The organism is Azospira inquinata (assembly GCF_018905915.1).
GTDB classification, from domain to species: domain Bacteria; phylum Pseudomonadota; class Gammaproteobacteria; order Burkholderiales; family Rhodocyclaceae; genus Azospira; species Azospira inquinata.
In genome coordinates this window covers 222,707-247,676 of the sequence record NZ_CP064782.1, presented here as the reverse complement: position 1 = coordinate 247,676, position 24,970 = coordinate 222,707, and the positions used below count along the sequence as shown (strand labels likewise).

Sequence of the window (24,970 nt, the reverse complement as noted above, 5' to 3'; positions counted from 1 at the left end):
GGCGCATGGTGAGCCGTTTTCCGGCTACTGGCACATGCGTTCAAGAAACAGGGAAACCCCGGCGCCGATAATCAGGGTCACCGCCGCCAGGAGCAAGGCGGTGCGGGCGGTCTTGCCCTGGTGGCGCAGGCCCTGGCGCTTGTTGTCCATGTAGCGGGTGAATTCCCCCAGGGCGGTGACCATGGCCAGGCCGAAGGCGGCCACGGCAAAAAACAGGGCGGCGGTTTGGCTGTTGCCCAAATCCTGGCAGAAAGTGCTACTCAGATTCCACAGGCGACGGGTGGAATCGAAGCGCAGGGCAAAGTAAAAGGCGACGAAAATAACCAGGGCGAAGAGGGCCATCATGCCCAGCATGACCCAGGTTTCCGGCCGCTTCAGTTCTTCCCCCATGGCCCGGAAATCCCGGCCAATGTCCCTGAGGAAATCCCGGCAGTTCCGGCCAAATTGGCGTAGCAGTCCCATGGATGGCTCCCGTCCGGGGGGGGCGATCATGGTGCCGCCCCTTTGCCCGGTGTGTGGATTCCGGGGCCCTGCCGCCCCGGTTGCTTGCGTCAGCGCCAAGATAGCCCATCCCCCGGCCTCTGCCAATGGGCGAGGGGCCCGGGGCAAGAGGGGGAGCGGGGCCCGGGATGCGGGTAAAATCCCCTCCTTCCCCGTTGCCGGAGCCCGGCCATGTCCCTATCCCTTGCCCCCGCCAGCCTTGGACCGGATCGTCTGGTGGTCTGGCAGGGGGACATTACGGCCCTGGCTGTGGCGGCCATCGTCAATGCGGCTAATCCGGGGCTGACTCCCGGGGGCGGGGTGTGTGGCGCCATTCACCGGGCTGCCGGGCCCGAGCTGGCGGAGGCCTGCCGTCGGGTGGCCCCCTGTCCCACGGGGGAAGTGCGCCTGACCCCGGGCTTCCGGCTCCCCGCCCCCTGGGTGATCCATGGGGTGGGGCCGGTATGGCAGGGGGGCGCCCGGGGCGAGGCGGAACAGTTGGCGGCCTGTTACCGCCAAGCCTGCCAGCTGGCGGCGGCCCGGGGCTTTCGCTCCCTGGCGTTTCCCGCCATCAGCTGCGGTATTTACGGTTATCCCCCGGAGGCCGGCTGTGCCCTGGGGGTACGGGAAGTGAAACGGGCCCTGGCGGCCTATCCGGTTTTGGAAAAAATTGTTTTGGTGGCCTTTGGGCCGGACATGGAGGCCTGCTGGCGCCATGCCTTGGCGACGGCCGATTTTGGGAAGGATGGGGAATGAGCGAAGTATTGATAGGGGGCCTGGTGCTCTTGAGCCTGGGAATTCTGGGCCTGCAATTGTTGGCCTTGAGCCGCAAGGGGCCGGACTGGGGCTTCCAGTTCCAGGCCCTGACGGAAGCCCTGGCCCGTCAGGAAAAAGCCTGGCGGGAGGAATTGGCCCGTAGCCGCCAGGAGGCGGGGGCGGATTCCCGGCAAAACCGAGAGGAACAGGCCGCCGCGTTAAACCGGCTGGCCCAGTCCCTGGGCGGTCAGGTGGGCCAGCTGGGCCAGCTCCAGGCCCAGCAGCTGGACAACTTCGCCCAGCAGCTGGCCCGGGGGCGCCAGGAGGCCACGGCGGAAAGCCATCAGGCCCGGGAGGCCCAGTCCCAGTCCCTGGCCCGGCTCAGTGAAACCCTGGGGCAGCAGGTGAGCCAGTTCGGCCAGTTGCAGACCCAGCAGCTGGAAAACTTTGCCCAGCAATTAGCCCGGGGCCGCCAGGAGGCGGGGGTGGAAGCCCAGCAGGCCCGGGAAACCCAGACCCAGTCCTTGAACCGCCTGAGCGAAACCCTGAGCCAGCAGGTGGTCCAGCTGGGGGAAACCCAGGGCCAGCGTCTGGAGGCCTTTGCCAAGCAACTGGGCCTGCTCAGCCAGTCCATGGACGAGCGTTTCGAGCGCCTGCGCCAGGCCGTGGAAGCCCGGCTGGCGGCTTTGCAGGCCGAGAATGCGGGAAAGCTGGAAGAAATGCGCAAGACCGTGGACGAAAAGCTCCACGCCACCCTGGAACAGCGGCTGGGGGAATCCTTCAAACTGGTGTCCGATCGCCTAGAGCAGGTGCATCGGGGCCTGGGGGAAATGCAGACCCTGGCCGCCGGGGTGGGGGATCTGAAAAAGGTGCTGACCAACGTGAAAACCCGGGGCACCTGGGGAGAAGTCCAGCTGTCCGGCCTGCTGGAGCAGGTGCTGACGGCGGACCAGTACGCCACCAATGTGATTACCCGGCCCCACAGCAACGACCGGGTGGAATTCGCCATCCGCTTGCCAGGCAAGGGGGAAGAGGGGCCCAACGGCAGCCAGGTGTGGCTGCCCATCGACGCCAAATTTCCCATCGAGGATTACCAGAAGCTGCTGGACGCCCAGGAACGGGCTGACGGGCCGGCGGTGGAAGAGGCGGGCAAGGCCCTGGAGGCCCGGCTCAAGCAGGAAGCCAAGACCATCCGGGAAAAGTACGTGGAACCGCCCTACACCACGGATTTCGCCATGCTCTATCTGCCCATTGAAGGGCTTTACGCCGAGGCCCTGCGGCGCCCCGGTCTGGCGGAACTGTTACAGCGGGATTTCCGGGTTTCCCTGGCCGGTCCCACCACCCTCACGGCCATGCTCAACAGCCTGCAAATGGGCTTCCGCACCCTGGCCATCGAAAAGCGTTCTTCCGAAGTGTGGTCCGTGCTGGGGGCGGTGAAGACTGAATTCGGCAAATTCGGGGAAGCCCTGGCCAACACCAAGAAAAAGCTGGAACAGGCCACCAACAGCATCGGCGCGGCGGAAGTGCGTACCCGCCAGATCAGCCGCAAGCTGAAAAGCGTGGAAGCCCTGCCCGTGGAAAACGTGGGCCAGGTCCTGGGCAGCCTGGAAAGCCTGGAGGGCGCGGAGGAGGAAGGGGAGTGAGGTGGCGCCCAGAGAGGGGGGGCGCCCGGGCCCTGGTTCATGCCCAGGCGGCTTGGCTTCCAGGGCATTCAGAGGGCCAGTCTGGGGTAACTGCTTCGGGGGGAGATTCTCTCCAGGCGGTAATTTCCCCGCCTTTGCCCCCGGGTCTATCCCTGAGCTAGGCCTGACTTAAGCCTATGCCACTATCCCCGTCGGGGACCCCCTTGCTGCCTGCTTCCGGGACAAACGGGGTCCGGCAGCCCCCTGTGGCTGCTTCTATGGCTGAGGCCCCTTCCCGGACGAACCTGGCGGCGGCCTACGCGGCTACCACCTATCGGGTATGGTTTCCCGAGGGGCCCCTGGATTTGCGGGTGGGCCGCCGGTCGCCTCCCCTGGCGGCTCGCATGGGGCGGCTGGGGATGGTTGGCTGGGCGGTGATTACCCCCTGCAATCCGGGCTCCCGACCCCTTTCTCCCCAGGCCAACCAGGCCCGGCGGGAGGCTTTGGCCGCCTGTTTGGCCCGCCGGGGCGGCGGGGCGGGCTGGCGCTGGTGGCCGGCGGAAAACCGGGCGGACCAGGGCGATTGGCCCGTGGAACCCGGATTTCTGGTGCTTTTCCCCCGGGCAGGGCGCCGGGCGGCCCGGGCCCTGGGGCGTCTTTTCGGGCAAAACGCCCTGGTCTGGGGCTGGCGGAAAGGGGCGGGGCAACTTCTCTGGCTACCCTCCCCGGGGGGGGCGAGGAGGGCAAAGGGTGAAGAACCAGGATTTTCCGGATTTTTTCTGAAAAAGCCTGGGAAACTCAGCTTTTTGCCCGGCGGGTCCGGGGCCCCGGGGTTAGAATGAAGCGCCGGGAGACACCGGAGACATCAGGTTCCCAACTTCAAAAAAACAGTAAAAACCGCCATGACCCAGCATCTAGGAAAATTCGAAATCCGGCGCGAATTGGGGCGGGGTGCCCAAAGCGTGGTCTATCTGGCCTTTGATCCGGGGCTGAAACGGGAAGTGGCCATCAAGACCCTCCATTTCTCCCGCCCGGACCCGGCCCAGAACCGCTATCTGCTGGGGGAAGCCCAGACCGTCAGCCAGCTGCGCCACGCCAATATCGTGCCCATTTTCGAGGCGGGGGAAGAGGAAGGGGATCTCTACCTAGTTTTTGAATATGTGCCGGGCAAGAGCCTGGCCCAGCATCTGGCGGATGGGGGCGCCCTTACCCCGGTGCGGGCCGTGACCCTGATGACCGGCATTCTGGATGCCCTGGCCCATGCCCACGCCCATGGCATCATCCACCGGGACTTGAAACCCTCCAATATTCTCCTGGACGAGGATGGCCAGCCCCGGGTCATGGATTTTGGCATTGCCGCCCGGGTGGATGGGGCCCGGGACGGGGATGAGGGCTACACGGGGACGCCGGCCTATATGGCTCCCGAATACATCCTGGATCACGCGGTGACCGTGGGTTGCGACATTTTCGCCGCCGGGCTGGTGCTTTTTGAAATGCTCACCGGGCGGCGGGCCATCCAGGGCCGCAGCATTGCCGAACTGATGCGCCGTATCGCCAACGAGGATGTGACCCTGCCGCCGGAACTGAATCTGGACGAGCGGCTGGTGGACGTGCTTTACAAGGCCCTGGCCCGGCGGCCAGAGAACCGCTACCCCAGCGTCAGCCAGTTCCGCCAGGCCCTGGAGGCCTATCTGGAACCGGAAGAAGCGGTGGCCACCGGGGGCCAGGGTAAGCCCGGCACCCTGGATTTTCTCCTGCGGCGCATGCGCCATAAGAGCGATTTTCCCGCCCTTTCCGAGTCAGTGAGCGCCATCAACCGCATCGCCACCTCGGAAACGGAGAGCATTTCCCGGCTTTCCAACACCATCCTCAAGGATTTCGCCCTCACCAACAAAATCCTGCGTCTGGTCAATTCGGCCTACTTCCGTCAGGCCGGGGGGGGCAGTATTAGCACCGTATCCCGGGCGGTCATCGTCCTGGGCTTTGATGCGGTGCGTAATATCGCCATCACCGTCCTGCTCTTCGAGCATTTGCAGAACAAGGCCAACGCCAATCAGCTCAAGGATGAATTCCTCCGGGCCAATCTGGCGGGTATTCTGGCCCGGGATTTGGGAGTCAAGATCGCCTTCCGGGACGCGGAACAGGTGTTCATCTGCGCCATGTTCCACAATCTGGGCCGCCTGCTTTGCCAGTTCTACTTCCCGGAAGAGAGCGAGGAAGTGAAAAAGCGCATGGCCCAGAAGGAGGTGGGGGAAGAGGCGGCGGCGCTCCAGGTGCTGGGCCTGTCCTATGAGGAACTGGGCATCGGGGTGGCGAAAAGCTGGGGCTTCCCGCCCCTGATCGTGAACAGCATGCGCAAGCTGCCTGCCGGGCCGGTGCGCCATCCCCGCAGTCCGGAAGACCGGCTCCAGGTGCTAGCGGCCTTTGCCAATGAGATTTGCGACGCCATCGCCCAGATGGGGCCGGAGGAGCGGAGCCGGGCTCTGAGCAAGATTCGGGGCCGCTTCCAGGAAAGCGTCCCCCTGGATGCCCCGACCCTGGTCCAGACCGTGGAGCAGGCCATTGAGGAAGTGAAGGAATTCGCCCGCATCATCCGCATTAACGTGCAGCAGACCAACTTTGGCCGCCAGCTGCGCCAGTGGGCGGGCAATACCCCGGCGGGGGAAACCGCCCGGGAGACGGAAGAAGGGGAGCTGGCCGGGACCATCCTGGCCGAGCGGCCGGATGGGGAGCTGCCTCCCGTGTCTGCCACCGGAGGGGAAGGGGAGGCGCTGGACTCCGCTGCCGCCCAGGCCATTCTCACCGCCGGTATCCAGGACATCAGCAATACCCTGGTGGAAGACTATAAGCTCAACGACATCCTGCGCATCATCTTGGAAACCATGTACCGGGCCATGGGCTTCAAGCGGGTCATCCTGGGCATCAAGGACGGGCGCACCAACATCATGCAGGGGCGCATCGGCTTTGGTCCGGAGGCGGCAGCCGCCGCCCGGCAATTCCACTTTCCCCTGGATTTTTCCCCGGACATTTTCCATGCCGCCCTGTCCCGGGGGGTGGATATTCTCATCAGCGACACGGGGGACCCCAAAATCGCCCCCCGCATGCCCAGCTGGTTCCGCAAGGTTTCCAGCGCGGAAACCTTTGTGCTCTTTCCCCTCACCATCAAGGGCAATCCCATCGCCCTGATCTACGCGGAAAAGGACCACGCGGGGGAAATCGTGATCCCGGAAAAGGAATTGTCCCTCCTGCGCACCCTACGCAATCAGGCCCTGCTGGCCATTAAACAGGCGGTCTGAGCCGAGGCCGTTAGCGGGCAGGGCTTGGTGCTTTCTAGGGGCGCGGCAGTTTCCCGGGCTTTACCCCCGCCTAGTTCCGAGTCTGGGTTGCCCACAGCGTTCCCGTTCCCCAAAAGAAAAGCCCCCGACCAGCGGGGGCTTGGCGGGCAGGGTGGCCCCTTAATTCCAGAGTTTCCACCAGGGGCCCTTGGGCTTGCTGAGACCCCGTTTGTAATATTCGCTATTGGGGAAGCTCTTGTGCATGACCCGGTCCGCATCGTCCCGCAGATCGGTCATGCCCAGCTTGTCGTAGGCCAGGACCATGATAAACAGGGCTTCTTCGATGGCCGGAGCTTCCGGGTAATTCTTGATGGCTTCCTGGGCCCGATTGGCGGCGGCCAGATAGGCACCCCGCTTCATGTAAAACTCGGCCACATGGACTTCATGGGAGGCCATGGCATTCACCAGATATTTCAGGCGCAGCACGGCATCCGGGGTGTATTTGCTATCCGGATAGCGGGTCGCCAGGGTCTTGAAGGCGTCAAAGGATTCCGACATGCCCTTGGGGTCCCGCTCCGACTGATCCTGGTCCGCCAGGCCCCCCAGAATGCCCAGGTCTTCGTTAAAGGTGGCCAGGCCCTTCAGGTAATAGACGTAATCCACATTGGGATGGTTGGGGTGGAGCTTGATAAAGCGGTCGCAGGCGGCGATGGCGGAGGCGCTTTCCCCCTGCTTGAAGTAGGCGTAGGCCACTTCGATCTGGGCCTGCTGGGCGTAGCGGCCATAGGGGTAGCGGGATTCCAGTTTTTCATAGTATTTCACCGCCTTATCCCAGGTGCCTTCGGACATGGCGTCTTTGGCTTCCGCATAGAGCTTGTTGGCCGACCAATTGACGGTTTCGTCCTTCTGCTCGGGGAAGAGGCCGCAACCGGCGAGGGTCAGGGCGGCGAGAATGGCGGCGAACAATGGGGCTTTTGCCGGTAAACTACGCATGATGAAGAGTCCGAATACGAAAACCGAAAATTTTCAGGCCCAAGACGCCGACAGCGGCGATGACTGGGATGATGAAGACGGGCAAGGGGCGCCGTCCCTGGCGACAAATGGGGCCGATTATAACCCAAAGCCTCCCCGGCTCCTGGAGGTTCCCTTGGGGGAGGGGGGCCAGCGTCTGGACCAGGTGCTGGCCCGGCTGGTGCCCGAATATTCCCGCAACCGGCTGCAAAGCTGGATCAAGGCCGGACAGGTGCGCCTGGACGGCCAGGAGGTGCGGGAGCCCCGCTATAAACTGCGGGGCGGGGAAGCCCTGGTGGTGGAAGAGGGGCCGGACGAACGCCAGACCGCCCTCCAGCCCGAGCCCATTCCTTTGGATGTGGTCTATGAGGACCAGACCCTGATGGTCATCAACAAGCCCGCCGGGCTGGTGGTCCATCCGGGCAGCGGCAACTGGAGCGGCACCCTGCTCAATGCCTTGCTCTATCACGATCCCCGACTGGCCAATGTGCCCCGGGCGGGTATTGTGCACCGTCTGGATAAGGACACCAGCGGCCTTCTGGTGGTGGCCAAGACCCTGGCCGCCCAGACCGATCTGGTGCGCCAGCTCCAGGCCCGCACAGTGAAGCGGGAATACCTGGCCCTAGCCCAGGGAGTGCTGGACCGGGGCGGGGTGGTGGATGCCCCCATCGGCCGCCATCCCACCCAGCGTACCCGTATGGCCGTGGTGGCTAACGGTCGCCCGGCCCGTACCCATTTCCGCATCGTGGAGCGGTTTCCCCGTTGCACCCTGGTGGAATGCTCCCTGGAAACCGGGCGCACCCACCAGATCCGGGTCCATCTGGCGTCCCTGGGCCATCCCCTGGTGGGGGACCCGGTCTATGCCCGAGGCCGCAACGGGGGGGCGCCGGCCTTTCCCCGCCAGGCCCTCCACGCCCGACGCCTGGGCTTGATCCATCCGGACACCCGGGCGCCCATGGTGTGGAAAGTGCCCCTGCCGGAAGATATGGCCGAGCTGCTGGCGGGCCTGCGGGCGGAAGTGGCTGCCCAGTGGGCTCCGGAGGAAGACGAAGATTATGACGATGACCTCTGAGGGCGGCGCTCCGGCCTTCTGGCTTACCCCGGAATGGCCCCTGCCCCCCGGTGTAGGCGCTTGCCAGACCACCCGTCTGGGCGGGGTCAGCCCGCCTCCTTATCAGAGTCTCAATCTGGGCCTCCATGTCCAGGATGAGCCTCAGGCGGTGGCGGAAAACCGGCGTCGGCTAGCCGCCTGCCTGCCCGCCGCGCCGTTGTGGCTGAACCAGGTGCACGGTTGCCAGGTGGTGGAAGCCACCCGGGCCACCCCGGATGGTACGGAGGGGGATGGGGTGGTAGCCCGGGCCCCGGGCCGGGTCTGCGCCATCATGACCGCCGATTGCCTGCCCGTGCTCTTCTGCGCCCGGGACGGTAGCGCCGTGGGGGCTGCCCACGCCGGTTGGCGGGGCCTGGCGGGGGGCGTGCTGGAAGCCACGGTGGCCGCCATGGGGGGGGCGCCGGACCAGCTCAGCTGCTGGCTGGGCCCGGCCATCGGCCCTAGCGCCTTTGAGGTGGGGGATGAGGTGCGTCAGGCCTTTCTGGAGCAGGACGGGGAACAGGCCCCTGCCTTCCTCCCCGGTGCCGCGCCGGGCAAATGGCTGGCGGATATCTATGCCCTGGCCCGGCGGCGCCTGATCCGTCTGGGGATGAGGGGGAGCCAGATTTACGGCGGCGGTTTCTGTACCGTGGGGGACGGGGAGCGGTTTTTTTCCTACCGCCGGGACCGGGTTACCGGCCGCATGGCTTCCCTGATCTGGCTGGAATCTTAAGGGCCCTGCCCGATTTTCCGCCCACCCTGCGGCTCCGGCGGACCAGGGGAGGGGCGTATAATGCGGCCTTTTTTACGCGAGCCTCCCCATGAGCACCTTGGCCTGGATTATCTGCATGACCCTGCTGGGGGGCAGCCTGAGCGTCATGGCCGCCAGCGGTGTCACCTACGTCCTGGGCCTGGCCAGCGTACAGCACCTCATTTCCTACGCCATCGGCGCCCTTCTGGGGGCAGTGTTCCTGGAAATTCTGCCCCACGCCCTGGAACATGGCAGCCCGGACATGGTGGCCCTGACCCTGCTGGCGGGCATTCTCCTGTTTTTCATTCTGGAAAAACTGGTGCTCTGGCGCCATTGCCATTCCGACCATTGCGAAGCCCACGAGGCCCGGCCGGCAGCCCATGACCACGGCCGTTCCGGCCTGATGATCCTGGTGGGGGACACCTTCCACAATTTCGTGGATGGCATTCTGATCGCCGCCGCCTTCATGGAAGACACCCATCTGGGCATCGTTACCGGCCTGGCCATCATTACCCACGAAATTCCCCAGGAAGTGGGGGATTTCATGGTGCTACTCCATTCCGGCTATAGCCGCTGGAAGGCTCTGGTATTCAATCTGGTGTCCTGCGTCGCCACCCTGTTCGGTGGCCTGTTTGCCTATTTTGCCCTGAAAGCCCTGGAAGAATGGGTGCCCGCCCTCCTGGGTCTGGCCGCTGCCAGCATGCTCTATGTCTCCGTAGCGGACCTGATTCCCGGCCTGCATAAGCGCACCGAACTGCGGGCCACGGCCCAGCAGGTGGCCCTCATTCTCCTGGGGGTGGCCTCCATCTGGGGGGCCAAGGCGGCTTTGGGGGAATAGCCCGCACCTTGCCGTTCCAGGCGCCATTCCCCAAAAAAGGCCGGTCCCGGTGGGGAGCGGCCTTTTTTATGGGCGATGGGGCGGATGGGTGGGGCAAGGGCCCTTGGGGCCGCTTTAGTCCTCTCTATTTTCTGGGGCGCCCTCCCGCGCCGCCATCGCTTCCCGGAACAGGCGCCGCTGCCTCCGGATTTTGCTCAGCAACAGCCAAAAAGGCAGGGTGCAGGGGGCCAGGCCATAAAAGACGAAGGTCAGCACCCCGGCCACCACGCTGGATTCGCTTAAGGCCATGAGCAGGGTGACGTAAAGCCAGCCGATAATGATGATGAGCAAAATGAGCATGGCCCGGATTGTAAGGCGGGGGCGGGGGAGAGGGCCAGGGGCTTGGGCCGGAAAAGAAGAGGGCAATGTCATGCACAATTCATTGACAGCCGGGAAGGGCTCATAGCAGAATCGAAAGACATTCCAGAGCGCGGCTGAAACCGCGCCAGACTTGGATTGCCGACCTTTTTGGAGCGTTTCCCCCGATGGCCAGTCAGCCAACTTCCGTTCCGCCCGTTTTGCAAAATTTTCTTGAGGCCGGCCAGACCCTGGCTCAGGGTTTTCTCAGCTATCTTTCCGGCCAGCAGCCCCCCATGCCCGGGGCGGCGCCCGCCCTGCCCGTGCCCCGTCCGGAGGAGATGGCCCGGCTCCAGCAGGATTACCTGAATCAGCACATCGCCCTGTGGAACGCCATGCTGGCCAAGGGTCGGGGCGAGGCGGTGGATTTTCAGGTGGCCCCCGAGGCGGGTGATCGCCGTTTCAACGCCCCGGAATGGCAGGCCAGTCCCTCCTTTGATTACCTGCGCCAGGCCTATCTGCTCAATTCCCGTTTCCTCATGTCCCTGGTGGATCAGGTGCCCCTGGAGGAAGACAAGGTCAAGAGCCGCCTGCGCTTCCTCGCCCGGCAGTATGTGGATGCCTTGTCCCCGGCTAATTACGCCGCCACCAATCCGGAATTCATCCGCCTGGCGGTGGAAACCAAGGGCAAGAACATTACGGAAGGGGTAAAGAATCTCATCAGTGACCTGGAAAAGGGCCATATTTCCATGTCCGACGAAAACGCCTTCCAGGTGGGCCGCAATCTGGCCGTGACGGAAGGCAGCGTGGTCTATGAAAACGAGCTGATCCAGCTGATCCAGTACGCGCCCCGCACCCCCCGGGTGGCCAAGCGCCCCCTGCTGATGGTGCCTCCCTGCATCAACAAGTACTACATCCTGGATCTCCAGGCGGAAAACTCCTTCGTCCGCTATGCGGTGGAAACGGGCCAGACCGTGTTCATGGTCTCCTGGCGCAATCCCAAGGGGGAACAGGGCCGTCTGGGCTGGGAGGATTACCTGGAAAAAGGGCCCCTGGCGGCCATCGAAGCGGTGCGCAGCATTTGCCGGGTGGATCAGATCAACGCCCTGGGCTTCTGCGTTGGCGGCACCCTGCTGAGCAGCGCCCTGGCGGTGCTGGCCGGGCGGGGAGAAAACCCCGTGGCCAGCCTGACCCTGTTGGCCACCCTGCTGGATTTTTCCGACACGGGGGAAATCGGCCTGTTGGTGGACGAAAACTTCGTGGCCCTGAAGGAAGGCCAGATCGGCCAGGGGGGTCTGCTGACCGCCCGGGAACTGGGGACCACCTTTTCCGCTTTGCGGGCCAACGACCTGGTGTGGAATTACGTGGCCAACAATTACCTCAAAGGCCAGACCCCGCCCCCCTTCGATCTGCTCTACTGGAACTGCGACAGCACCAATCTGCCCGGCCCCTTCGCCTGCTGGTATCTGCGTAACATGTACCTGCATAACCACCTGCGCCTGCCGGGCAAGCTGGAAATGTGCGGGGTGCGGGTGGATCTGGCCCGGGTGGATATGCCGAATTTCATCCTGGCCACCCGGGAAGACCACATCGTGCCCTGGCAGACAGCCTACCAATCCACCCGCCTGCTGGGAGGGGACTCCCGTTTCCTCCTGGGGGCCAGCGGCCACATTGCGGGCATCGTCAATCCTCCGGCCAAGCACAAGCGCTCCTACTGGACCAATCCGGATCTCAAGGTGGATGCGGATGCCTGGCTGGCCGGGGCGGAAGAGCACAAGGGTAGCTGGTGGCTTGCTTGGAGCGAATGGATTGGTCAGTATGCCGGTGGCGAGGTGGCGGCCCGGAGCAAATTGGGCAACAGCCGCTATAAGCCGGTGGAAGCCGCTCCCGGGCGCTATGTAAAGGAAATGGCGTGAGTTTCCTGGGCTGCCCCAGGCTCCCGTGGTTAAAGCCGGTCAGGCAGGCCCTGGCTGATTCTTTCCCGAGTGACTGTCTGTCCGGCCGCCTTGGTGGCTACGGTCAGGGTTGCTTTCCCCGTGTCGCCGGACTATCCGGCGGCCATTGTTAATCCCGCACGAAAACAAGGAAGGAAGCGTCATGACGCAAAAAGTAGCTCTGGTGACCGGTGCCATGGGTGGTCTGGGAACGGCCATGTGCCACGCCCTGGCCAAGGACGGCTTCAAGGTGTACGCCAACTGCCTGCCGGGCTTTCCCCAAGCCGGGGAATGGCTCGCTGCCCAAAAGGCCTTGGGTTTTGACTTCTCCGCCGCCGAGGGGGATGTGGCTGATTTTGATTCCTGCAAAGCCATGGTGGAAAAGATTGAAGCCGAAGCGGGCGGGGTGGATGTGCTGGTGAATAACGCCGGTATCACCCGGGACAAGTTTTTCATGAAAATGGACAAGGGCCAGTGGGATGCAGTGATTTCCACTAACCTGAACAGCCTCTTCAATGTCACCCATCAGGTGGTGCCCAAGATGGTGGAAAAGGGCTGGGGCCGGGTTATCAACATTTCCTCCATTAACGGGGTTAAGGGACAAGCCGGTCAGGCCAACTACTCCGCCGCCAAGGCCGGCTGTCTGGGCTTCACCAAAGCCATTGCCCAGGAACTGGTGACCAAGGGGGTGACGGTGAATGCCATCGCTCCGGGCTACATCGGTACCGACATGGTCATGGCCATCCGGGAAGACATCCGGGAAGCCATTCGGGAAACCATTCCCATGAAGCGTTTCGGCAAGCCGGAAGAAATCGCCGGTCTGGTCTCCTACCTGGCTTCCGATATTTCCGGCTTCATGACCGGCGCCACCCTGAACATCAACGGTGGTCTGCATATGTGCTAATCGGGACGGGGCGTCAGGCCCTGTCTCTCCCGAGCCCCGCCGCGGCGGGGCTTTGTTTTTCGGTATAATCCGGGCCGCTAGGTCCGTGTTTTCCGCCCACCCCCGCTCCCGGAGCCAGTCCCCATGTCGGAACAACCGCGTCTGATCAAGAAGTACCCCAACCGTCGTCTCTACGACACCAAAACCAGCTCTTACATCACCTTGGCGGACGTCAAGGATCTGGTCCTGGATTTTGAACATTTCGTCGTGGTGGATGCCAAAAGCGGCGAAGATCTGACCCGGAGCATCCTGCTCCAGATCATTCTGGAAGAGGAATCCGGTGGTGTGCCCCTGTTTTCCTCCGAGTTGCTGGCCCAGATCATCCGTTTCTACGGCAATGCCATGCAGTCTATGCTGAGCAAGTATCTGGAAAACAACATCAAATCCCTAGTGGAATTCCAGAACAAGGTACAGGAGCAATCCCGTTCCCTGTACGGGGAAAACAACCAGGTGCAGGCCGACATGTGGGGCCAGTTCCTGAATTTCCAGGGGCCGGCCATGCAAAGCATGATGTCCGCCTACATGGACCAAAGCCAAAAAATGTTCCAGCAAATGCAGGATCAGTTACAGAACCAGACCCGCAACATGTTCACCGGTTTCCCCTTTCCGGGGGAGGACGGGGAACAGGGCGGGAAAAGCGAATAAATGGATTAGCCTTTCGTGCCTGATAGCCAAAACACCCCCACCAGCATTTTTTCTTCCCCCACCGTGGGGTTTGTTTCCCTGGGCTGTCCCAAAGCCTCCTCGGATGCGGAGCGCATCCTGACCCAATTGCGGGCCGAGGGCTATGAGATTTCCTCCTCCTACCAGGGCTCGGACCTGGTCATCGTCAACACCTGCGGGTTCATTGACGAAGCGGTGACCGAATCCCTGGATGCCATTGGGGAAGCCCTGGCGGAAAACGGCAAGGTGATCGTCACCGGCTGTCTGGGCGCCAAGGGCAATGTGGTGCGGGAGGCCCACCCCTCCGTGCTGGCCGTTACCGGCCCCCACGCCACCCAGGAGGTGATGGAGCAGGTCCACGCTCGCCTGCCCAAGCCCCACGATCCCTTTGTGGATCTGGTGCCGGAAGCGGGCATTCGCCTGACCCCGCCCCATTTCGCCTATCTGAAAATTTCCGAAGGCTGCAACCATAGCTGCACCTTCTGCATTATTCCCAGCCTGCGGGGCCCCCTGGTTTCCCGGCCCATCGGGGACGTGTATCAGGAAGCCAAGGCCCTGGCGGAATCCGGGGTGCGGGAGTTGCTGGTCATTTCCCAGGACACCAGCGCCTACGGGGTGGATCTGAAATACCGCACCGGCTTTGTGGGCGGTCGTCCCATGAAAACCCGGCTCAAGGAACTGTGCGAGGCCCTGGCCGAGTTCGGCATCTGGGTGCGGCTCCATTACGTTTATCCCTACCCCAGCGTGGATGAACTCATTCCCCTCATGGCCGATGGCAAAATCCTGCCCTACCTGGATGTGCCCTTCCAGCATGCCAGCCCCCGCATTCTCAAGGCCATGCAGCGGCCCGCCAGCGCGGAAAACAACCTGGAACGCATCCGGGCCTGGCGGGAAATTTGTCCGGACATCACCATCCGCTCCACCTTTATCGCCGGATTCCCCGGGGAAACGGAGGCGGAATTCGAGGAACTGCTCCAGTTCCTGGAAACCGCCCGTCTGGACCGGGTGGGCTGCTTCGCCTATTCCCCGGTGGAAGGGGCGGCAGCCAACGCCCTGCCCGGGGCTCTGCCCGACGAAGTGCGGGAAGAGCGGCGCCGCTATGTGATGGAATTGCAGGAAGACATTTCCGCCGACATCATGGCCGCCAAGATCGACAAGGAAATGACCGTGCTGGTGGATGCGGTGGATGAGGAGGGGGCCATCGCCCGCTCCAGCGCCGACGCCCCGGAAATCGACGGGGTGGTCTATCTGGACGGGGTGTTCGACGTCAATCCGGGGGATTTCCTCCAGGTACGCATTGTGGACGCGGACGCTTTCGACCTCTACGCCCAACGGATCTGACATGGCCGAGTCCGCCCGGCCCCAGCCCCGCCGGCCCCGCATCGGTCTGGCCCTGGGTTCCGGGGCGGCCCGGGGCTGGGCCCATATCGGGGTGCTGCGGGCCCTGGCCGATGATGGTCTGGTGCCTGACGTGATCAGCGGCGCCTCCATTGGCGCTTTTGTGGGGGCGGCCGCCGCCTGCGGCGAACTGGATGCCCTGGAAAGCTGGGTGGGTCATCTCTCCTGGAAGGATGTGCTGGGCTTTTTCGATATCGGCCTGAATGGGGGGCTGATCAAGGGGGAAAAGCTCATGGACTTTTTCTCCAGCCATTTCACCGATCGGGATTTCCACCAATTGCCCGTGCCCTTCGCCTGCGTGGCCACGGACCTGGGCAATGGCAAGGAATTGTGGCTGAAAGAAGGCAGTGTGGCGGCCGCGGTGCGGGCCTCCATCGCCCTGCCCGGGCTCTTCTCCCCCGTGGAGCGGGAAGGCCGCCATCTGGTGGATGGGGGTCTGGTCAATCCGGTGCCCGTGTCCCTCTGCCGGGCCTTGGGGGCGGAAGTGGTGATTGCGGTGGACCTGGGCTCGGACTTGGTGGGCAAGCACCTCCGGGGGCGGAAAAAGGCCCAGGAAAAGGCCGCCGAGCCGGGCTGGTCCGGCAAACTCCTCAATCTTTTACCCGGCCGCAACGGGGGCGCCCCTACCGGGCCCGGGGTGCTGGATGTGATTGCCGCCAGTATCAATATCATGCAGGTCCGGGTGGCCCGCAGCCGTATGGCTGGGGACCCGGCGGAGGTGCTGGTGGCGCCCCGCCTGGCCCAGCTAGGCTTGCTGGATTTCCACCGGGGGGCGGAGGCCATCGCTGAAGGCTGGAGCGCCACCAAGCTCATGCTGCCCCTCCTGCACAACGCTCTGGACAATTACCGATGACGGATTCCCTGGACGGGCTGGCAGCCATCGTGGGCCCGGCCCACCTGCTCACCGAGGCCACGGACACGGCTCCCTATGTGACGGACTGGCGTGGCCGTTATCAGGGCCAGGCCCGTTGCGTGGTGCGGCCCGGCACGGCGGAGGAGGTGAGCCAGGTGGTGCGCCTGTGCCTGGCCCGGGGCTGGCCCATGGTGCCCCAGGGGGGCAATACCAGCCTGTGCGGCGCCGCTACTCCGGACGCCAGCGGCGGTGCGGTGGTCATCAGCCTTGCCCGTCTCAACCGGATTCGGGCGGTGGATGGGGACAACAACACCCTGACCGCCGAGGCGGGCTGTCTCCTGGCCTCGGTGCAGGAACGGGCCGCCGCCGCGGATCGGCTCTTTCCCCTGGCCCTGGCTTCGGAAGGCAGCTGCCAGGTGGGGGGCAACCTGTCCACCAACGCGGGGGGAGTCCATGTGCTGCGCTACGGCAACACCCGGGATTTGACCCTGGGCCTGGAAGTGGTCCTGCCCAGCGGGGAGCTGTGGGATGGCCTGCGGGGCCTGCGCAAGGACAACACGGGCTATGACCTGAAGCACCTTTTTATCGGCGCCGAAGGCACCCTGGGCATTATTACCGCCGCCGTATTCAAGCTTTTTCCCCTGCCTGGGGCCCGGGCCGTGGCCTGGCTGGCGGTGCCCGATCCCCGGGCCGCCCTGGTCCTGTTGCAACGGGCCCAGGACCGTTTCCAGGCCCGGCTCATCGCCTTTGAACTGGTCTCCCGGCCCGCCCTGGAACTGGTGCTGCGCCATATTCCGGGGATGCATGATCCCCTGCCGGGGAGCGCCAGCCCCTGGTTCGTGCTACTGGAATTGAACGACGGCGGAGAAGATGACCTGTTGCAGGACAGCCTCACCGCCTTCATGGGAGACCGGCTGGAAGGCGGGGAAGTGACGGATGGGGTGCTGGCCCAAAGCCGGGATCAGGTCCGCCAGCTGTGGGCCCTGCGGGAAAACATCTCGGAAGCCCAGAAGCGGGAAGGGGTGAGCATCAAGCACGATGTGGCCGTGCCCGTGGCCCGGGTGCCTGAGTTCCTGTCCCGGGCCGAACCCCTGCTTCAGGCGGCCTTTCCCGGGGTGCGTATCGTGGCCTTTGGCCATGCGGGGGACGGCAACCTGCACTACAACCTTTCCCAACCGGAGCGGGAGCGGAACCAGGCTTTCATTGCCGCCACTCCGGCGGTGAATCGGCAGGTCTATGATCTGGTCACCGAGCTGGGGGGCACCATTTCCGCTGAGCATGGCCTGGGGCAGCTGAAGCGGGACATGATCCTGCGCTACAAGTCGCCCCTGGAGATGGACATGATGCGGGCGGTGAAACACCTTTTCGATCCCCGGGGCCTGATGAATCCGGGCAAGATTTTCGCCTGAAGTCCCTAGGTTGGGCCGGGCTTTCCGTATTTTCCCAAGGGGCGTTTAACGGAGAAATTCCGTGGCCCGATGGCGGCGCTGCAATACGGCGTGTAAATCCAGCACTCTTAGGCGAATGGCCTGGAGCAGCCGGCTGTTTTCCTGTTGGGCGACGTGGATTTGGTGGAGCTGGAGACGCAGCTTTTCCACGTTGGCCAGATAGGTCCGGTCAATATCCCGGACGCTGTCTTTAAGCGTGATCATGGCAAACCTCCCTTGCTTTTTTTATGCCCATTATGAGCAACAAGGGAGGGAGTCTTTAGGCCGTTTGGCTATGACTTATGCCTTTATTATTGCATTGCAGCAGAAAGCCTTATTTATCAACGATGGCCCGGGGGGCTTTTCGGAGAGTGGCGTGGATATTGGCTCTCCGGTGGTAGGGCGGGGACCTGGGCGCCAGCCGGGCGTTTAGTGATAGGTGGGGCCGCTGGTCAGCGGGGCGGCGAACAGTTCGGCCACCGCAATGGGGTCGAAACGATATTCCCGATTGCAGATTTCGTCCTGAATCACCACTTCCCCATGTTCCGCCAGAATGGCTTCCACTTCCTCTCGGCCCAGGGAGCGGAGCATGGTGCGCACCTTTTCCCAGTCTTCCGGGCAGCAGTAGGTGACTTCCCGGGGATCGAAGAGGCGCAGGGTTTCCTCGTGGAAAAGCCGGGTGAGGATCTGTTCCGGGGCCAGGGTCAGGAGTTCGTCTTCCGTCAGGGTGTCCAGGAACTGGGTAACCCGGTTCCAGCCATCCGGATCCCGCTGGTCCGCTTCGGGAAGTTTTTGCAGGAAAAGGCCCGCTGCCGTCCGGCCATCCGCTGCCAGCACCAGACGGGAGGGCTGCTGTTCCGAAAGGGCTAGATAGTGTTCAAAGACCTGGGCCAGGCTGTCCCCTTCCAGGGGCACAAAGCTCTGATAGGTATCCCGGGCCTGGGCCGCGTCCAGGCTGAGCATAAGCTGGCCGTGGCCGAGTAGGTCGGGCAGGGGGGCGGGGCGGGGATCTTCCCCCTCCCGGCTGCGGGCCATGCCCCGCAGTTCCAGCCGTTCGTTGCAATCGATGACCAGCATGGCGATGGGGCCGTTGCCCCGGAGCTGGAAGGTGAGGCGCCCCGCCTGTTTCAACTGGCCTGCGATGACCGCCGTAATGGCGGTCATCTGGCCCAGGAGGGAAGCGGTGACCGGGCCGTAGCCCCGGCCTTCCTGCATCTGCTGCCAGGCCTGGTCCAGGTGCACCAGGGCGCCCCGGATATCCAGGTCGTCAAAGAGAAAACGGTGAATGGTGTCGGCCATGACTGCTCACAAAAAAGAAAAAGGAGGGGAAGGGGACGGGCCCCTTGGGCCCTGGGGCGCTTATTTCAGCAGGCTTTGGTAGGTATCCGGGGAAAAGCCCACCAGCAGCCGGTCTCCCACTTCCAGCACGGGGCGCTTGATAAGGCTGGGGTATTCGGCCATGAGGCTCAAGGCCTTGGCTTCATCCACATCCGTCTTCTGTTCCGGAGAGAGCTTGCGCCACATCAGCCCCTTGGTATTAAGCAGGGTTTCCCAACCCGCCTTGGCCGTCCACTCCGGCAATTTGGCGGCGGCCACCCCGGCCTTCTTGTAGTCCGTGAATTCGTAAGCCACACCGTTTCCCGTGAGCCAGGCAAAGGCCTTTTTCATGGTGTCGCAGTTCTTAATTCCCCAAAGACGCACGTTCTTAAGGTTTTTTTCTTGGCTGCTGGATGTGGCAGTGAGGGGGGCATTCGTCATGATCGTTTATTAACTGAGGTGTTATTCGTTATGAGAGGTTTGATCCGGATAGTTTTTCTTGTGCCAGGCGCCCAACTGTTTTAGGGCAGTATCCAGTGATAGCCATAACGAGAGGGGAAGAGCGAAAAGCAGGCAGGGCATCATTAAAAACAGTCCGTAATCGACGATCGCTGTGAGGTCAAAGCCCCAGAGAATGCAGTCATGAAAGCGTTTGGGATTGCCTTGGCACGCAAGATTGCCATAACCGTATGCGCCAAGCTTCCATCCGATGAATGTGTAGCCAAGGGGAATAATCGACAGAAGATACCTCTTGCTCCATGACAGCGTTTCCTCCCGTTTCCACAGAATGATCGGTGGAGCTAAAAGGGCAATCGCTAACATCAACATTAGGAGTAAGAAGAATGTCCTCATTGGCGGGTATATCTTAGATGTCCGGTCGACTCATATTTAATATCGTTATTCAGTCCTTGATACCGTAGACCTTGATCATGGCGTTCTCTGTTTCTTGGGGGAGGCGCTATTTTAGCGCCGCAGCTTGGCGAAGGCGGCGGCCATGGCGCCTTGAGTCTCGGGCTGGCGTTCAGTGCGCTGCCGGGCCTTGGCGGACAGGGGGGCGCCTGTCCGGGGGCCGCCGGGGGCTTTGCCCGGGGCGTCGTCCAGGCGCATGGTGAGGGCGACCCGCTTCCGGTCCAGGTCCACTTCCAGCACCTTGACCTTGACGATGTCGCCAGCCTTCACCACCTCGTGGGGGTCTTTGACGAATTTGTGGGAGAGGGCGGAGACGTGGACCAGGCCGTCCTGGTGTACCCCGATATCCACAAAGGCGCCGAAGGCGGCCACATTGGTGACTACCCCTTCCAGCAGCATGCCCGGCTCCAGGTCTTTCAGGGATTCCACCCCTTCCCGGAAGACCGCCGCTTTGAATTCGGGGCGGGGGTCCCGGCCCGGTTTTTCCAGTTCCTTGAGAATGTCCTGGACCGTGGGCAGGCCGAATTGCTCATCCGTGTATTTGGCCGGATTCAGGCTCTGGATCAGGCGGGCATCCCCAATTACTTCCTTGATGCCCTTTTTAATGTCGGCCAGGATGCGCTCCACCACCGGATAGGCTTCCGGGTGGACCGCCGAAGCGTCCAGGGGATTGGCCCCCTGGGGCACCCGGAGGAAGCCGGCGGCCTGTTCAAAGGTCTTGTCTCCCAGGCGGGGCACCTGTTTGAGGGCCGCCCGGTCCGGGAAGGCGCCATGCTGGTCTCGGTAGCTGACGATGTTGCTGGCCAGGCTCTGATTAAGGCCGGAAATCCGGGCCAGGAGGGGGATGGAGGCGGTATTCACATCCACTCCTACCCCATTCACGCAGTCTTCCACCACCCCGTCCAGAGCCCGGGCCAGCTTGCTCTGGGAGACGTCGTGCTGGTACTGGCCCACGCCAATGGCCTTGGGCTCGATTTTTACCAGTTCCGCCAGGGGGTCCTGGAGGCGTCGGGCGATGGACACGGCCCCCCGCAGGGACACATCCAGCTCGGGGAATTCCCGGGCGGCGAATTCGGAGGCGGAATAAACCGAGGCTCCGGCTTCCGAGACCACCACCTTGGTCAGGTTGGGATGGCCCAGGCGCTTGATCAGATCGCCCGCCAGCTTGTCCGTTTCCCGGGAGGCGGTGCCGTTGCCGATGGAAATTAAATCCACCTGGTGCTTCTGCACCAGGGCCCCCAATACGGCCAGGGAGCCTTCCCAGTCCCGGCGGGGTTCATGGGGATAGATGGTGGCCGTATCCAGGAGTTTGCCGGTCTTATCCACCACCGCCACCTTGACCCCGGTGCGGATGCCCGGGTCCAGGCCCATGGTGGCCCGATGGCCAGCAGGGGCAGCCAGGAGCAGATCCTTCAGGTTGCGCCCGAAGACCCGGATGGCCTCGTCTTCCGCCTTGTCCCGGAGCACGGTCATGAGTTCGGTTTCCAGGTGCAGGGCCATTTTTACCCGCCAGGCCCAGCGCACCGTGTCCTGCAACCATTTGTCCCCGGGGCGGCCCTGATCCTTGACGCCGAAACGCTTGGCAATGCGCTGTTCGCAGGGGTTGGGGCCGCTGGGCTTATTGGCTTCGTCCAGTTCGCTGTCTAGCACCAGGGTGAGACCGAGGAAGCCTTCATTGCGGCCCCGGAAGAGGGCCAGGGCCCGGTGAGAGGGAATGGCCAGCAGAGGTTCGGAAAAGTCGAAATAGTCCCGGAACTTGGCCCCTTCCGTTTCCTTGCCTTCCACCACGGTGGATTTCACCACCCCGTGTTCGTCCAGGTAATCCCGCAGCTGGCCCAGCAGTTCCGCATCTTCGGCAAAGCGTTCCATGAGAATCTGCCGGGCGCCGTCCAATACCGCCTTGATGTCGGCAAAACCCGCTTCCCCATTCAGGTAAGCCCCTGCTTCCGCCTCCGGATTCAGGCCCGGATCGGCCAGCAGGGCGTCGGCCAGGGGCTGGAGCCCGGCTTCCCGGGCGATCTGGGCCTTGGTGCGGCGCTTGGGCTTGTAGGGCAGATAAAGGTCTTCCAGGCGCTGCTTGGTGTCCGCCGCGTTGATTTCCCCGGCCAGGGCCGGGGTGAGCTTGCCCTGTTCCTCAATACTGGCAAGGATGGCCTTGCGGCGCTCTTCCAGCTCCCGCAAATAGGTGAGCCGCTCCTCCAGGGTGCGCAGCTGGGTGTCATCCAGTCCCCCGGTGGCTTCCTTCCGGTAGCGGGCGATGAAGGGCACGGTGGCGCCTTCGTCCAGCAGGGCGACGGCCGCCATAACCTGTTGGGGGCGGACGCCCAACTCTTCGGCAATGCGGTGTTCGATGGGAGGCAGCATGGTAATGGAGGACGAAAAAAAGAGCCGCACTATGCAGAAACTGGACACAAAAGACAAGGCGCCCCGCTTGAGGTAACATGGCCAAACGTAGCGATCATTTTGCGATATGCTGCGTGTATAAACGGTTTGCGGCCGGTTGCCCTTTTTCAGTGGGGGGCCGTAATGCCAACAGGCGGGGGGCGACGAACTCCGGTTCGTCCCAGGCGGGGTGTTAAAGCGCCCGATTGCCGGTGACAACAATAATCCCCCCGGTGTTTCCTTTTTGCGAAGCTGCGTGTCGTCTTGACCAAACAGCACGGACTGTCGTCCCGCCAATTTGTTTACCTGATCGTGGCCGTTCTGGCCTTGACGGGCATCTGCACTCTGCTGGGGTGGGAGTTGAAGCGCTCCTACGACGCGGAGCTGGCCTTTGCCGGGCGGGAGGCTGAAAACCTGGCGGCCACCCTGGAAAGCCAGGCCCGGGGCAAGGTGGAAAAGATCGATGTGGTGCTCCAAGAATCCCAGGCCCTCTTCGAAAGCCGCTATCCGGAAGGCTTGCCCGTGGCGGGCTCGGCCCGTTCCGCGGAACTTAACCTGAGCCTGGCCCGGCTCCTCTCCCGCATTCCCGAATCCCAAAGCCTGCGCATCGTTAATGCCCAGGGCCATTTTGTCTTCGACGCCAACGGGGCCCCCAGTTCCCAGTACGTGGGGGACCGGACCTATTTCCAACGGCAGAAGAACGATCCGGGGGCCGGGCTGATTATTTCCGAGCCCATTTTCGCCCGCCTTACCCATAACTGGGTGGTGACCATCAGCCGCCGCCTGGAAGACCGGCGGGGCCATTTCATTGGCCTGGTCCAGGCCGCCATTAATGCGGATTCCCTCCAGCGGGCCTACGAAAACCTCAATGTGGGCAAGGGGGGCAGCATCTCCCTCTACGATGACGGCTTCCATATGGTGGCCCACCAGCCCGCCATGCCGGACCGGATGGGCCAGACCATGAACAGTCCGGAGGTGGCGGCCCAGATCCGGGGTAAGGAGCGGGGCTACTTCGTCGCCAATGCCTATCAGGACGGGGTGAAGCGGCTCTATGGCTTTCACCGGGTTTCCGGCCTGCCCCTGGTGGTCTTTGTGGGCCTGGCCTACGACGAGGTACTTTCCGAGTTCTACCGCAAGGCCACCTATTACAGCGTCAGCGCCCTGTTGCTGGTGCTCGCCCTGCTGGGCTTGATCCTGGCTTGGCAGCGGAGCTATACCCAGGCCATGTTCATGGCCCGGGAAATGAGCGACGCCTATGACCAGTCCGCCTCCCGTATCCGGGCCCTGCTGGACAGCATTCCCGATCTGGCCTGGATCAAGGACGACCATTTCCGCTTCCATGCGGTCAATGAGGCCTTTGCCGAACTATGCGGCAAGCCGGTGAAGGAAATTCTCGGCCGCACCGCCTTTCAGGTCTGGCCCCAGCCCCTGGCCAAGGCCTTCCACGCCCACGATGAGGAGGCTATCCGGCGCGGTGAGCCGGTGCGCTTTGAAGTGGAGGTGGAGGATCAGCAGGGGGCGATGAAGACCCTGGACTTCATCCGGGTGCCGGTGCGGGACGAGGATGGCCGGGTGGTAGGGGTGGCCGGGGTGGCCCGGGACATTACGGAACGCAAGGAATCGGAAGCCAAAATCCGCCATCTGGCGGAACACGACGCCCTGACCGGCCTGCCCAACCGGACCCTGCTCGGGGAGCGGATGGCGGACGCCATTACCTCCGCCATGGGGGAATCGGTGCAGATGGCCCTGCTGTACCTGGATCTGGACCATTTCAAGAATATCAACGACTCCCTGGGCCACGAGCTGGGGGATTTGCTGCTCCAGCAGGTGGCGGAGCGGCTGCGTCAGTGCCTGGGGCCCCGGGATGTGTTGAGCCGTTCCGGCGGCGACGAATTTTCCCTGTTGCTCACGGATTGCAGCGGGGTGGCCATGATCGGCCGCACGGCGGAACGGCTGCTGGGCATTTTCGATTCCCCCTTCTCCATTTCCGGCCACGAACTGGGCCTGACCGCCTCCATCGGCATCAGTGTTTATCCCATGGATGGCACGGACCTGGGGGCCCTGCTGAAAAACGCCGATGCGGCCCTGTTCTCCGCCAAGGCGGCGGGGCGCAACAACTACCAGTTCTTCACCCCGGAAATGAACGCCCGGGTGTTTGAGCGCCTCTCCCTAGAAAATAGCCTGCGCAAAGCCCTGGCCCGGAACGAACTTGTGCTCCACTACCAGCCCCAGTTCGACGTTATGGGAGAGCCCCGGCTCTTCGGCTTTGAAGCCCTGCTGCGCTGGCAGCATCCGGATCAGGGCCTGGTGCCCCCGTCCCGCTTTATTCCTATTGCGGAGGAAACGGGCCTCATTCTGCCCATCGGGGAATGGGTGCTGCGGGAGGCCTGTCGCCAGCTGGTGGCTTGGCAGACCCGGGGCCTGCCCCGCTGTACCGTGGCGGTGAATCTCTCTGCCGTCCAGTTCCGCCAGCACAATCTGGCCGCCATGGTGGCCGCTGCCCTGCGGGATACGGGCCTGGCCCCGGCCCAGCTGGAACTGGAAATTACGGAAAGCCTGTTGATGGACGACACGGAGCGGGCGGTGCAGGTCTTGCAGGATTTGAAAGCCCTGGGGGTGCGCCTGTCCCTGGACGACTTCGGTACGGGCTATTCCAGCCTGGCCTATCTGAAGCGCTTCCCCCTGGACAAGATCAAGATTGACCAGTCCTTCGTCCGGGATCTGACCCACGACGCGGGGGATGCGGCCATTACCCAGACCATTATTGCCATGGCCCGCTCCTTAAGCATGGGGGCCATTGCGGAAGGGGTGGAAACCCCGGAACAGCTGGCCTATCTGCGCCGCCACCACTGCAAGGAAGTTCAGGGGTTCTATTTCAGTGCCGGGGTGCCGGCGGATCAGGTGCCGGCCCTGTTTAGCCCGGACTGGCTGCCAGCGGCGGAGCGCCGCCCCCCTCCGGTGGAACGGCCCCAGGCCTGAGCCGGT

Annotated in this window: 22 protein-coding genes; 14 read left to right on the top strand and 8 right to left on the bottom strand. The window is 63.3% G+C overall.

The genetic code is table 11. The annotated features are described in order from the left end of the window. Window positions 1–24 precede the first annotated feature (24 nt). Window positions 25–462, bottom strand: coding sequence for a hypothetical protein (locus Azoinq_RS01090; protein ID WP_216127758.1), 438 nt, complete (start codon window positions 460–462; stop codon window positions 25–27). A 210-nt stretch (window positions 463–672) separates the two neighbouring features. On the opposite strand from Azoinq_RS01090, the gene Azoinq_RS01085 reads away from it, so the two are divergent. The 4 genes from Azoinq_RS01085 (at window position 673) to Azoinq_RS01070 (ending at window position 6,154) form a co-directional block, all read left to right on the top strand. Then, window positions 673–1,236 (top strand): macro domain-containing protein, encoded by a 564-nt coding sequence (locus tag Azoinq_RS01085; protein WP_216127760.1) that lies wholly within the window; start codon window positions 673–675, stop codon window positions 1,234–1,236. After that, on the top strand, window positions 1,233–2,879 hold the full coding sequence (rmuC, locus tag Azoinq_RS01080; protein ID WP_216127762.1) for a DNA recombination protein RmuC: 1,647 nt from the start codon (window positions 1,233–1,235) through the stop codon (window positions 2,877–2,879). Before Azoinq_RS01085 ends, rmuC begins: the two co-directional genes overlap by 4 nt. Before the next feature lie 176 nt (window positions 2,880–3,055). Then, window positions 3,056–3,700 carry a DUF3293 domain-containing protein gene (locus Azoinq_RS15190; protein WP_408627086.1) on the top strand — a complete coding sequence of 215 codons (645 nt, stop codon included), beginning with the start codon at window positions 3,056–3,058 and terminating at the stop codon, window positions 3,698–3,700. 60 nt (window positions 3,701–3,760) lie between these two features. Then, the gene (locus tag Azoinq_RS01070; protein ID WP_216127766.1) at window positions 3,761–6,154 is read left to right on the top strand and encodes a serine/threonine protein kinase; all 2,394 of its coding nucleotides are present in this window, start codon (window positions 3,761–3,763) and stop codon (window positions 6,152–6,154) included. Between the two features lie 159 nt (window positions 6,155–6,313). Here the strand turns inward: Azoinq_RS01070 and Azoinq_RS01065 are convergent, their stop codons facing one another. Beyond that, window positions 6,314–7,126 (bottom strand): outer membrane protein assembly factor BamD, encoded by an 813-nt coding sequence (locus Azoinq_RS01065; protein WP_216127770.1) that lies wholly within the window; start codon window positions 7,124–7,126, stop codon window positions 6,314–6,316. On the opposite strand from Azoinq_RS01065, the gene rluD reads away from it, so the two are divergent. From rluD to Azoinq_RS01050, 3 genes are all read left to right on the top strand, one after another. After that, window positions 7,125–8,216, top strand: a complete 1,092-nt coding sequence (gene rluD / locus Azoinq_RS01060; RefSeq protein WP_232368526.1) for a 23S rRNA pseudouridine(1911/1915/1917) synthase RluD — start codon at window positions 7,125–7,127, stop codon at window positions 8,214–8,216. The genes Azoinq_RS01065 and rluD overlap by 2 nt on opposite strands. Next, a complete protein-coding gene (gene pgeF / locus Azoinq_RS01055; RefSeq protein WP_232368525.1) occupies window positions 8,200–8,967 on the top strand; it encodes a peptidoglycan editing factor PgeF in 768 nt (255 codons plus the stop codon). The genes rluD and pgeF overlap by 17 nt, the downstream gene beginning before the upstream one ends. Before the next feature lie 88 nt (window positions 8,968–9,055). Continuing rightward, window positions 9,056–9,823: a ZIP family metal transporter gene (locus Azoinq_RS01050; protein ID WP_216127771.1), complete on the top strand. Its 768-nt coding sequence runs from the start codon at window positions 9,056–9,058 to the stop codon at window positions 9,821–9,823. Window positions 9,824–9,937: 114 nt separating this feature from the next. Here the strand turns inward: Azoinq_RS01050 and Azoinq_RS01045 are convergent, their stop codons facing one another. After that, window positions 9,938–10,162: a hypothetical protein gene (locus Azoinq_RS01045; protein WP_332460833.1), complete on the bottom strand. Its 225-nt coding sequence runs from the start codon at window positions 10,160–10,162 to the stop codon at window positions 9,938–9,940. Between the two features lie 185 nt (window positions 10,163–10,347). On the opposite strand from Azoinq_RS01045, the gene phaC reads away from it, so the two are divergent. From phaC to Azoinq_RS01015, 6 genes are all read left to right on the top strand, one after another. Continuing rightward, window positions 10,348–12,075, top strand: coding sequence for a class I poly(R)-hydroxyalkanoic acid synthase (phaC, locus tag Azoinq_RS01040; protein ID WP_216127772.1), 1,728 nt, complete (start codon window positions 10,348–10,350; stop codon window positions 12,073–12,075). A 181-nt stretch (window positions 12,076–12,256) separates the two neighbouring features. After that, window positions 12,257–12,997 carry a beta-ketoacyl-ACP reductase gene (gene phbB, locus Azoinq_RS01035; RefSeq protein WP_216127774.1) on the top strand — a complete coding sequence of 247 codons (741 nt, stop codon included), beginning with the start codon at window positions 12,257–12,259 and terminating at the stop codon, window positions 12,995–12,997. 123 nt (window positions 12,998–13,120) lie between these two features. Next, window positions 13,121–13,681, top strand: a complete 561-nt coding sequence (gene phaR, locus Azoinq_RS01030; protein WP_216127776.1) for a polyhydroxyalkanoate synthesis repressor PhaR — start codon at window positions 13,121–13,123, stop codon at window positions 13,679–13,681. Between the two features lie 15 nt (window positions 13,682–13,696). Beyond that, a complete protein-coding gene (gene rimO / locus Azoinq_RS01025; protein WP_232368524.1) occupies window positions 13,697–15,040 on the top strand; it encodes a 30S ribosomal protein S12 methylthiotransferase RimO in 1,344 nt (447 codons plus the stop codon). Between the two features lies 1 nt (window position 15,041). Next, window positions 15,042–15,950, top strand: a complete 909-nt coding sequence (locus tag Azoinq_RS01020; protein ID WP_216127778.1) for a patatin-like phospholipase family protein — start codon at window positions 15,042–15,044, stop codon at window positions 15,948–15,950. Then, on the top strand, window positions 15,947–17,359 hold the full coding sequence (locus Azoinq_RS01015) for an FAD-binding oxidoreductase (RefSeq protein ID WP_216127780.1): 1,413 nt from the start codon (window positions 15,947–15,949) through the stop codon (window positions 17,357–17,359). The genes Azoinq_RS01020 and Azoinq_RS01015 overlap by 4 nt, the downstream gene beginning before the upstream one ends. Window positions 17,360–17,404: 45 nt before the next feature. Here the strand turns inward: Azoinq_RS01015 and Azoinq_RS01010 are convergent, their stop codons facing one another. From Azoinq_RS01010 to Azoinq_RS00990, 5 genes are all read right to left on the bottom strand, one after another. Continuing rightward, window positions 17,405–17,602, bottom strand: coding sequence for a hypothetical protein (locus Azoinq_RS01010; protein WP_216127782.1), 198 nt, complete (start codon window positions 17,600–17,602; stop codon window positions 17,405–17,407). 204 nt (window positions 17,603–17,806) lie between these two features. Beyond that, window positions 17,807–18,676, bottom strand: coding sequence for an Hsp33 family molecular chaperone HslO (hslO, locus tag Azoinq_RS01005; RefSeq protein WP_216127784.1), 870 nt, complete (start codon window positions 18,674–18,676; stop codon window positions 17,807–17,809). A 60-nt stretch (window positions 18,677–18,736) separates the two neighbouring features. Next, window positions 18,737–19,045: an arsenate reductase gene (locus Azoinq_RS01000; protein ID WP_232368523.1), complete on the bottom strand. Its 309-nt coding sequence runs from the start codon at window positions 19,043–19,045 to the stop codon at window positions 18,737–18,739. 111 nt (window positions 19,046–19,156) lie between these two features. Further along, window positions 19,157–19,516 carry a hypothetical protein gene (locus Azoinq_RS00995; RefSeq protein WP_216127788.1) on the bottom strand — a complete coding sequence of 120 codons (360 nt, stop codon included), beginning with the start codon at window positions 19,514–19,516 and terminating at the stop codon, window positions 19,157–19,159. A gap of 141 nt (window positions 19,517–19,657) precedes the next feature. Next, a complete protein-coding gene (locus Azoinq_RS00990) occupies window positions 19,658–21,967 on the bottom strand; it encodes a Tex family protein (protein ID WP_216127790.1) in 2,310 nt (769 codons plus the stop codon). Between the two features lie 282 nt (window positions 21,968–22,249). On the opposite strand from Azoinq_RS00990, the gene Azoinq_RS00985 reads away from it, so the two are divergent. Next, on the top strand, window positions 22,250–24,964 hold the full coding sequence (locus tag Azoinq_RS00985) for a bifunctional diguanylate cyclase/phosphodiesterase (RefSeq protein ID WP_216127792.1): 2,715 nt from the start codon (window positions 22,250–22,252) through the stop codon (window positions 24,962–24,964). The last annotated feature ends 6 nt before the right edge of the window (window positions 24,965–24,970 follow it).

Bases quoted from the DNA above. Each gene is read 5' to 3' on its own strand.
- Azoinq_RS01090 (WP_216127758.1), bottom strand. From the start codon at position 462: ATGGGACTGCTACGCCAATTTGGCCGGAACTGCCGGGATTTCCTCAGG.
- Azoinq_RS01085 (WP_216127760.1), top strand. From the start codon at position 673: ATGTCCCTATCCCTTGCCCCCGCCAGCCTTGGACCGGATCGTCTGGTG.
- rmuC (WP_216127762.1), top strand. From the start codon at position 1,233: ATGAGCGAAGTATTGATAGGGGGCCTGGTGCTCTTGAGCCTGGGAATT.
- Azoinq_RS15190 (WP_408627086.1), top strand. From the start codon at position 3,056: ATGCCACTATCCCCGTCGGGGACCCCCTTGCTGCCTGCTTCCGGGACA.
- Azoinq_RS01070 (WP_216127766.1), top strand. From the start codon at position 3,761: ATGACCCAGCATCTAGGAAAATTCGAAATCCGGCGCGAATTGGGGCGG.
- rluD (WP_232368526.1), top strand. From the start codon at position 7,125: ATGATGAAGAGTCCGAATACGAAAACCGAAAATTTTCAGGCCCAAGAC.
- Azoinq_RS01065 (WP_216127770.1), bottom strand. From the start codon at position 7,126: ATGCGTAGTTTACCGGCAAAAGCCCCATTGTTCGCCGCCATTCTCGCC.
- pgeF (WP_232368525.1), top strand. From the start codon at position 8,200: ATGACGATGACCTCTGAGGGCGGCGCTCCGGCCTTCTGGCTTACCCCG.
- Azoinq_RS01050 (WP_216127771.1), top strand. From the start codon at position 9,056: ATGAGCACCTTGGCCTGGATTATCTGCATGACCCTGCTGGGGGGCAGC.
- Azoinq_RS01045 (WP_332460833.1), bottom strand. From the start codon at position 10,162: ATGCTCATTTTGCTCATCATCATTATCGGCTGGCTTTACGTCACCCTG.
- phaC (WP_216127772.1), top strand. From the start codon at position 10,348: ATGGCCAGTCAGCCAACTTCCGTTCCGCCCGTTTTGCAAAATTTTCTT.
- phbB (WP_216127774.1), top strand. From the start codon at position 12,257: ATGACGCAAAAAGTAGCTCTGGTGACCGGTGCCATGGGTGGTCTGGGA.
- phaR (WP_216127776.1), top strand. From the start codon at position 13,121: ATGTCGGAACAACCGCGTCTGATCAAGAAGTACCCCAACCGTCGTCTC.
- Azoinq_RS01020 (WP_216127778.1), top strand. From the start codon at position 15,042: ATGGCCGAGTCCGCCCGGCCCCAGCCCCGCCGGCCCCGCATCGGTCTG.
- Azoinq_RS01015 (WP_216127780.1), top strand. From the start codon at position 15,947: ATGACGGATTCCCTGGACGGGCTGGCAGCCATCGTGGGCCCGGCCCAC.
- Azoinq_RS01010 (WP_216127782.1), bottom strand. From the start codon at position 17,602: ATGATCACGCTTAAAGACAGCGTCCGGGATATTGACCGGACCTATCTG.
- hslO (WP_216127784.1), bottom strand. From the start codon at position 18,676: ATGGCCGACACCATTCACCGTTTTCTCTTTGACGACCTGGATATCCGG.
- Azoinq_RS01000 (WP_232368523.1), bottom strand. From the start codon at position 19,045: ATGAAAAAGGCCTTTGCCTGGCTCACGGGAAACGGTGTGGCTTACGAA.
- Azoinq_RS00995 (WP_216127788.1), bottom strand. From the start codon at position 19,516: ATGTTAGCGATTGCCCTTTTAGCTCCACCGATCATTCTGTGGAAACGG.
- Azoinq_RS00990 (WP_216127790.1), bottom strand. From the start codon at position 21,967: ATGCTGCCTCCCATCGAACACCGCATTGCCGAAGAGTTGGGCGTCCGC.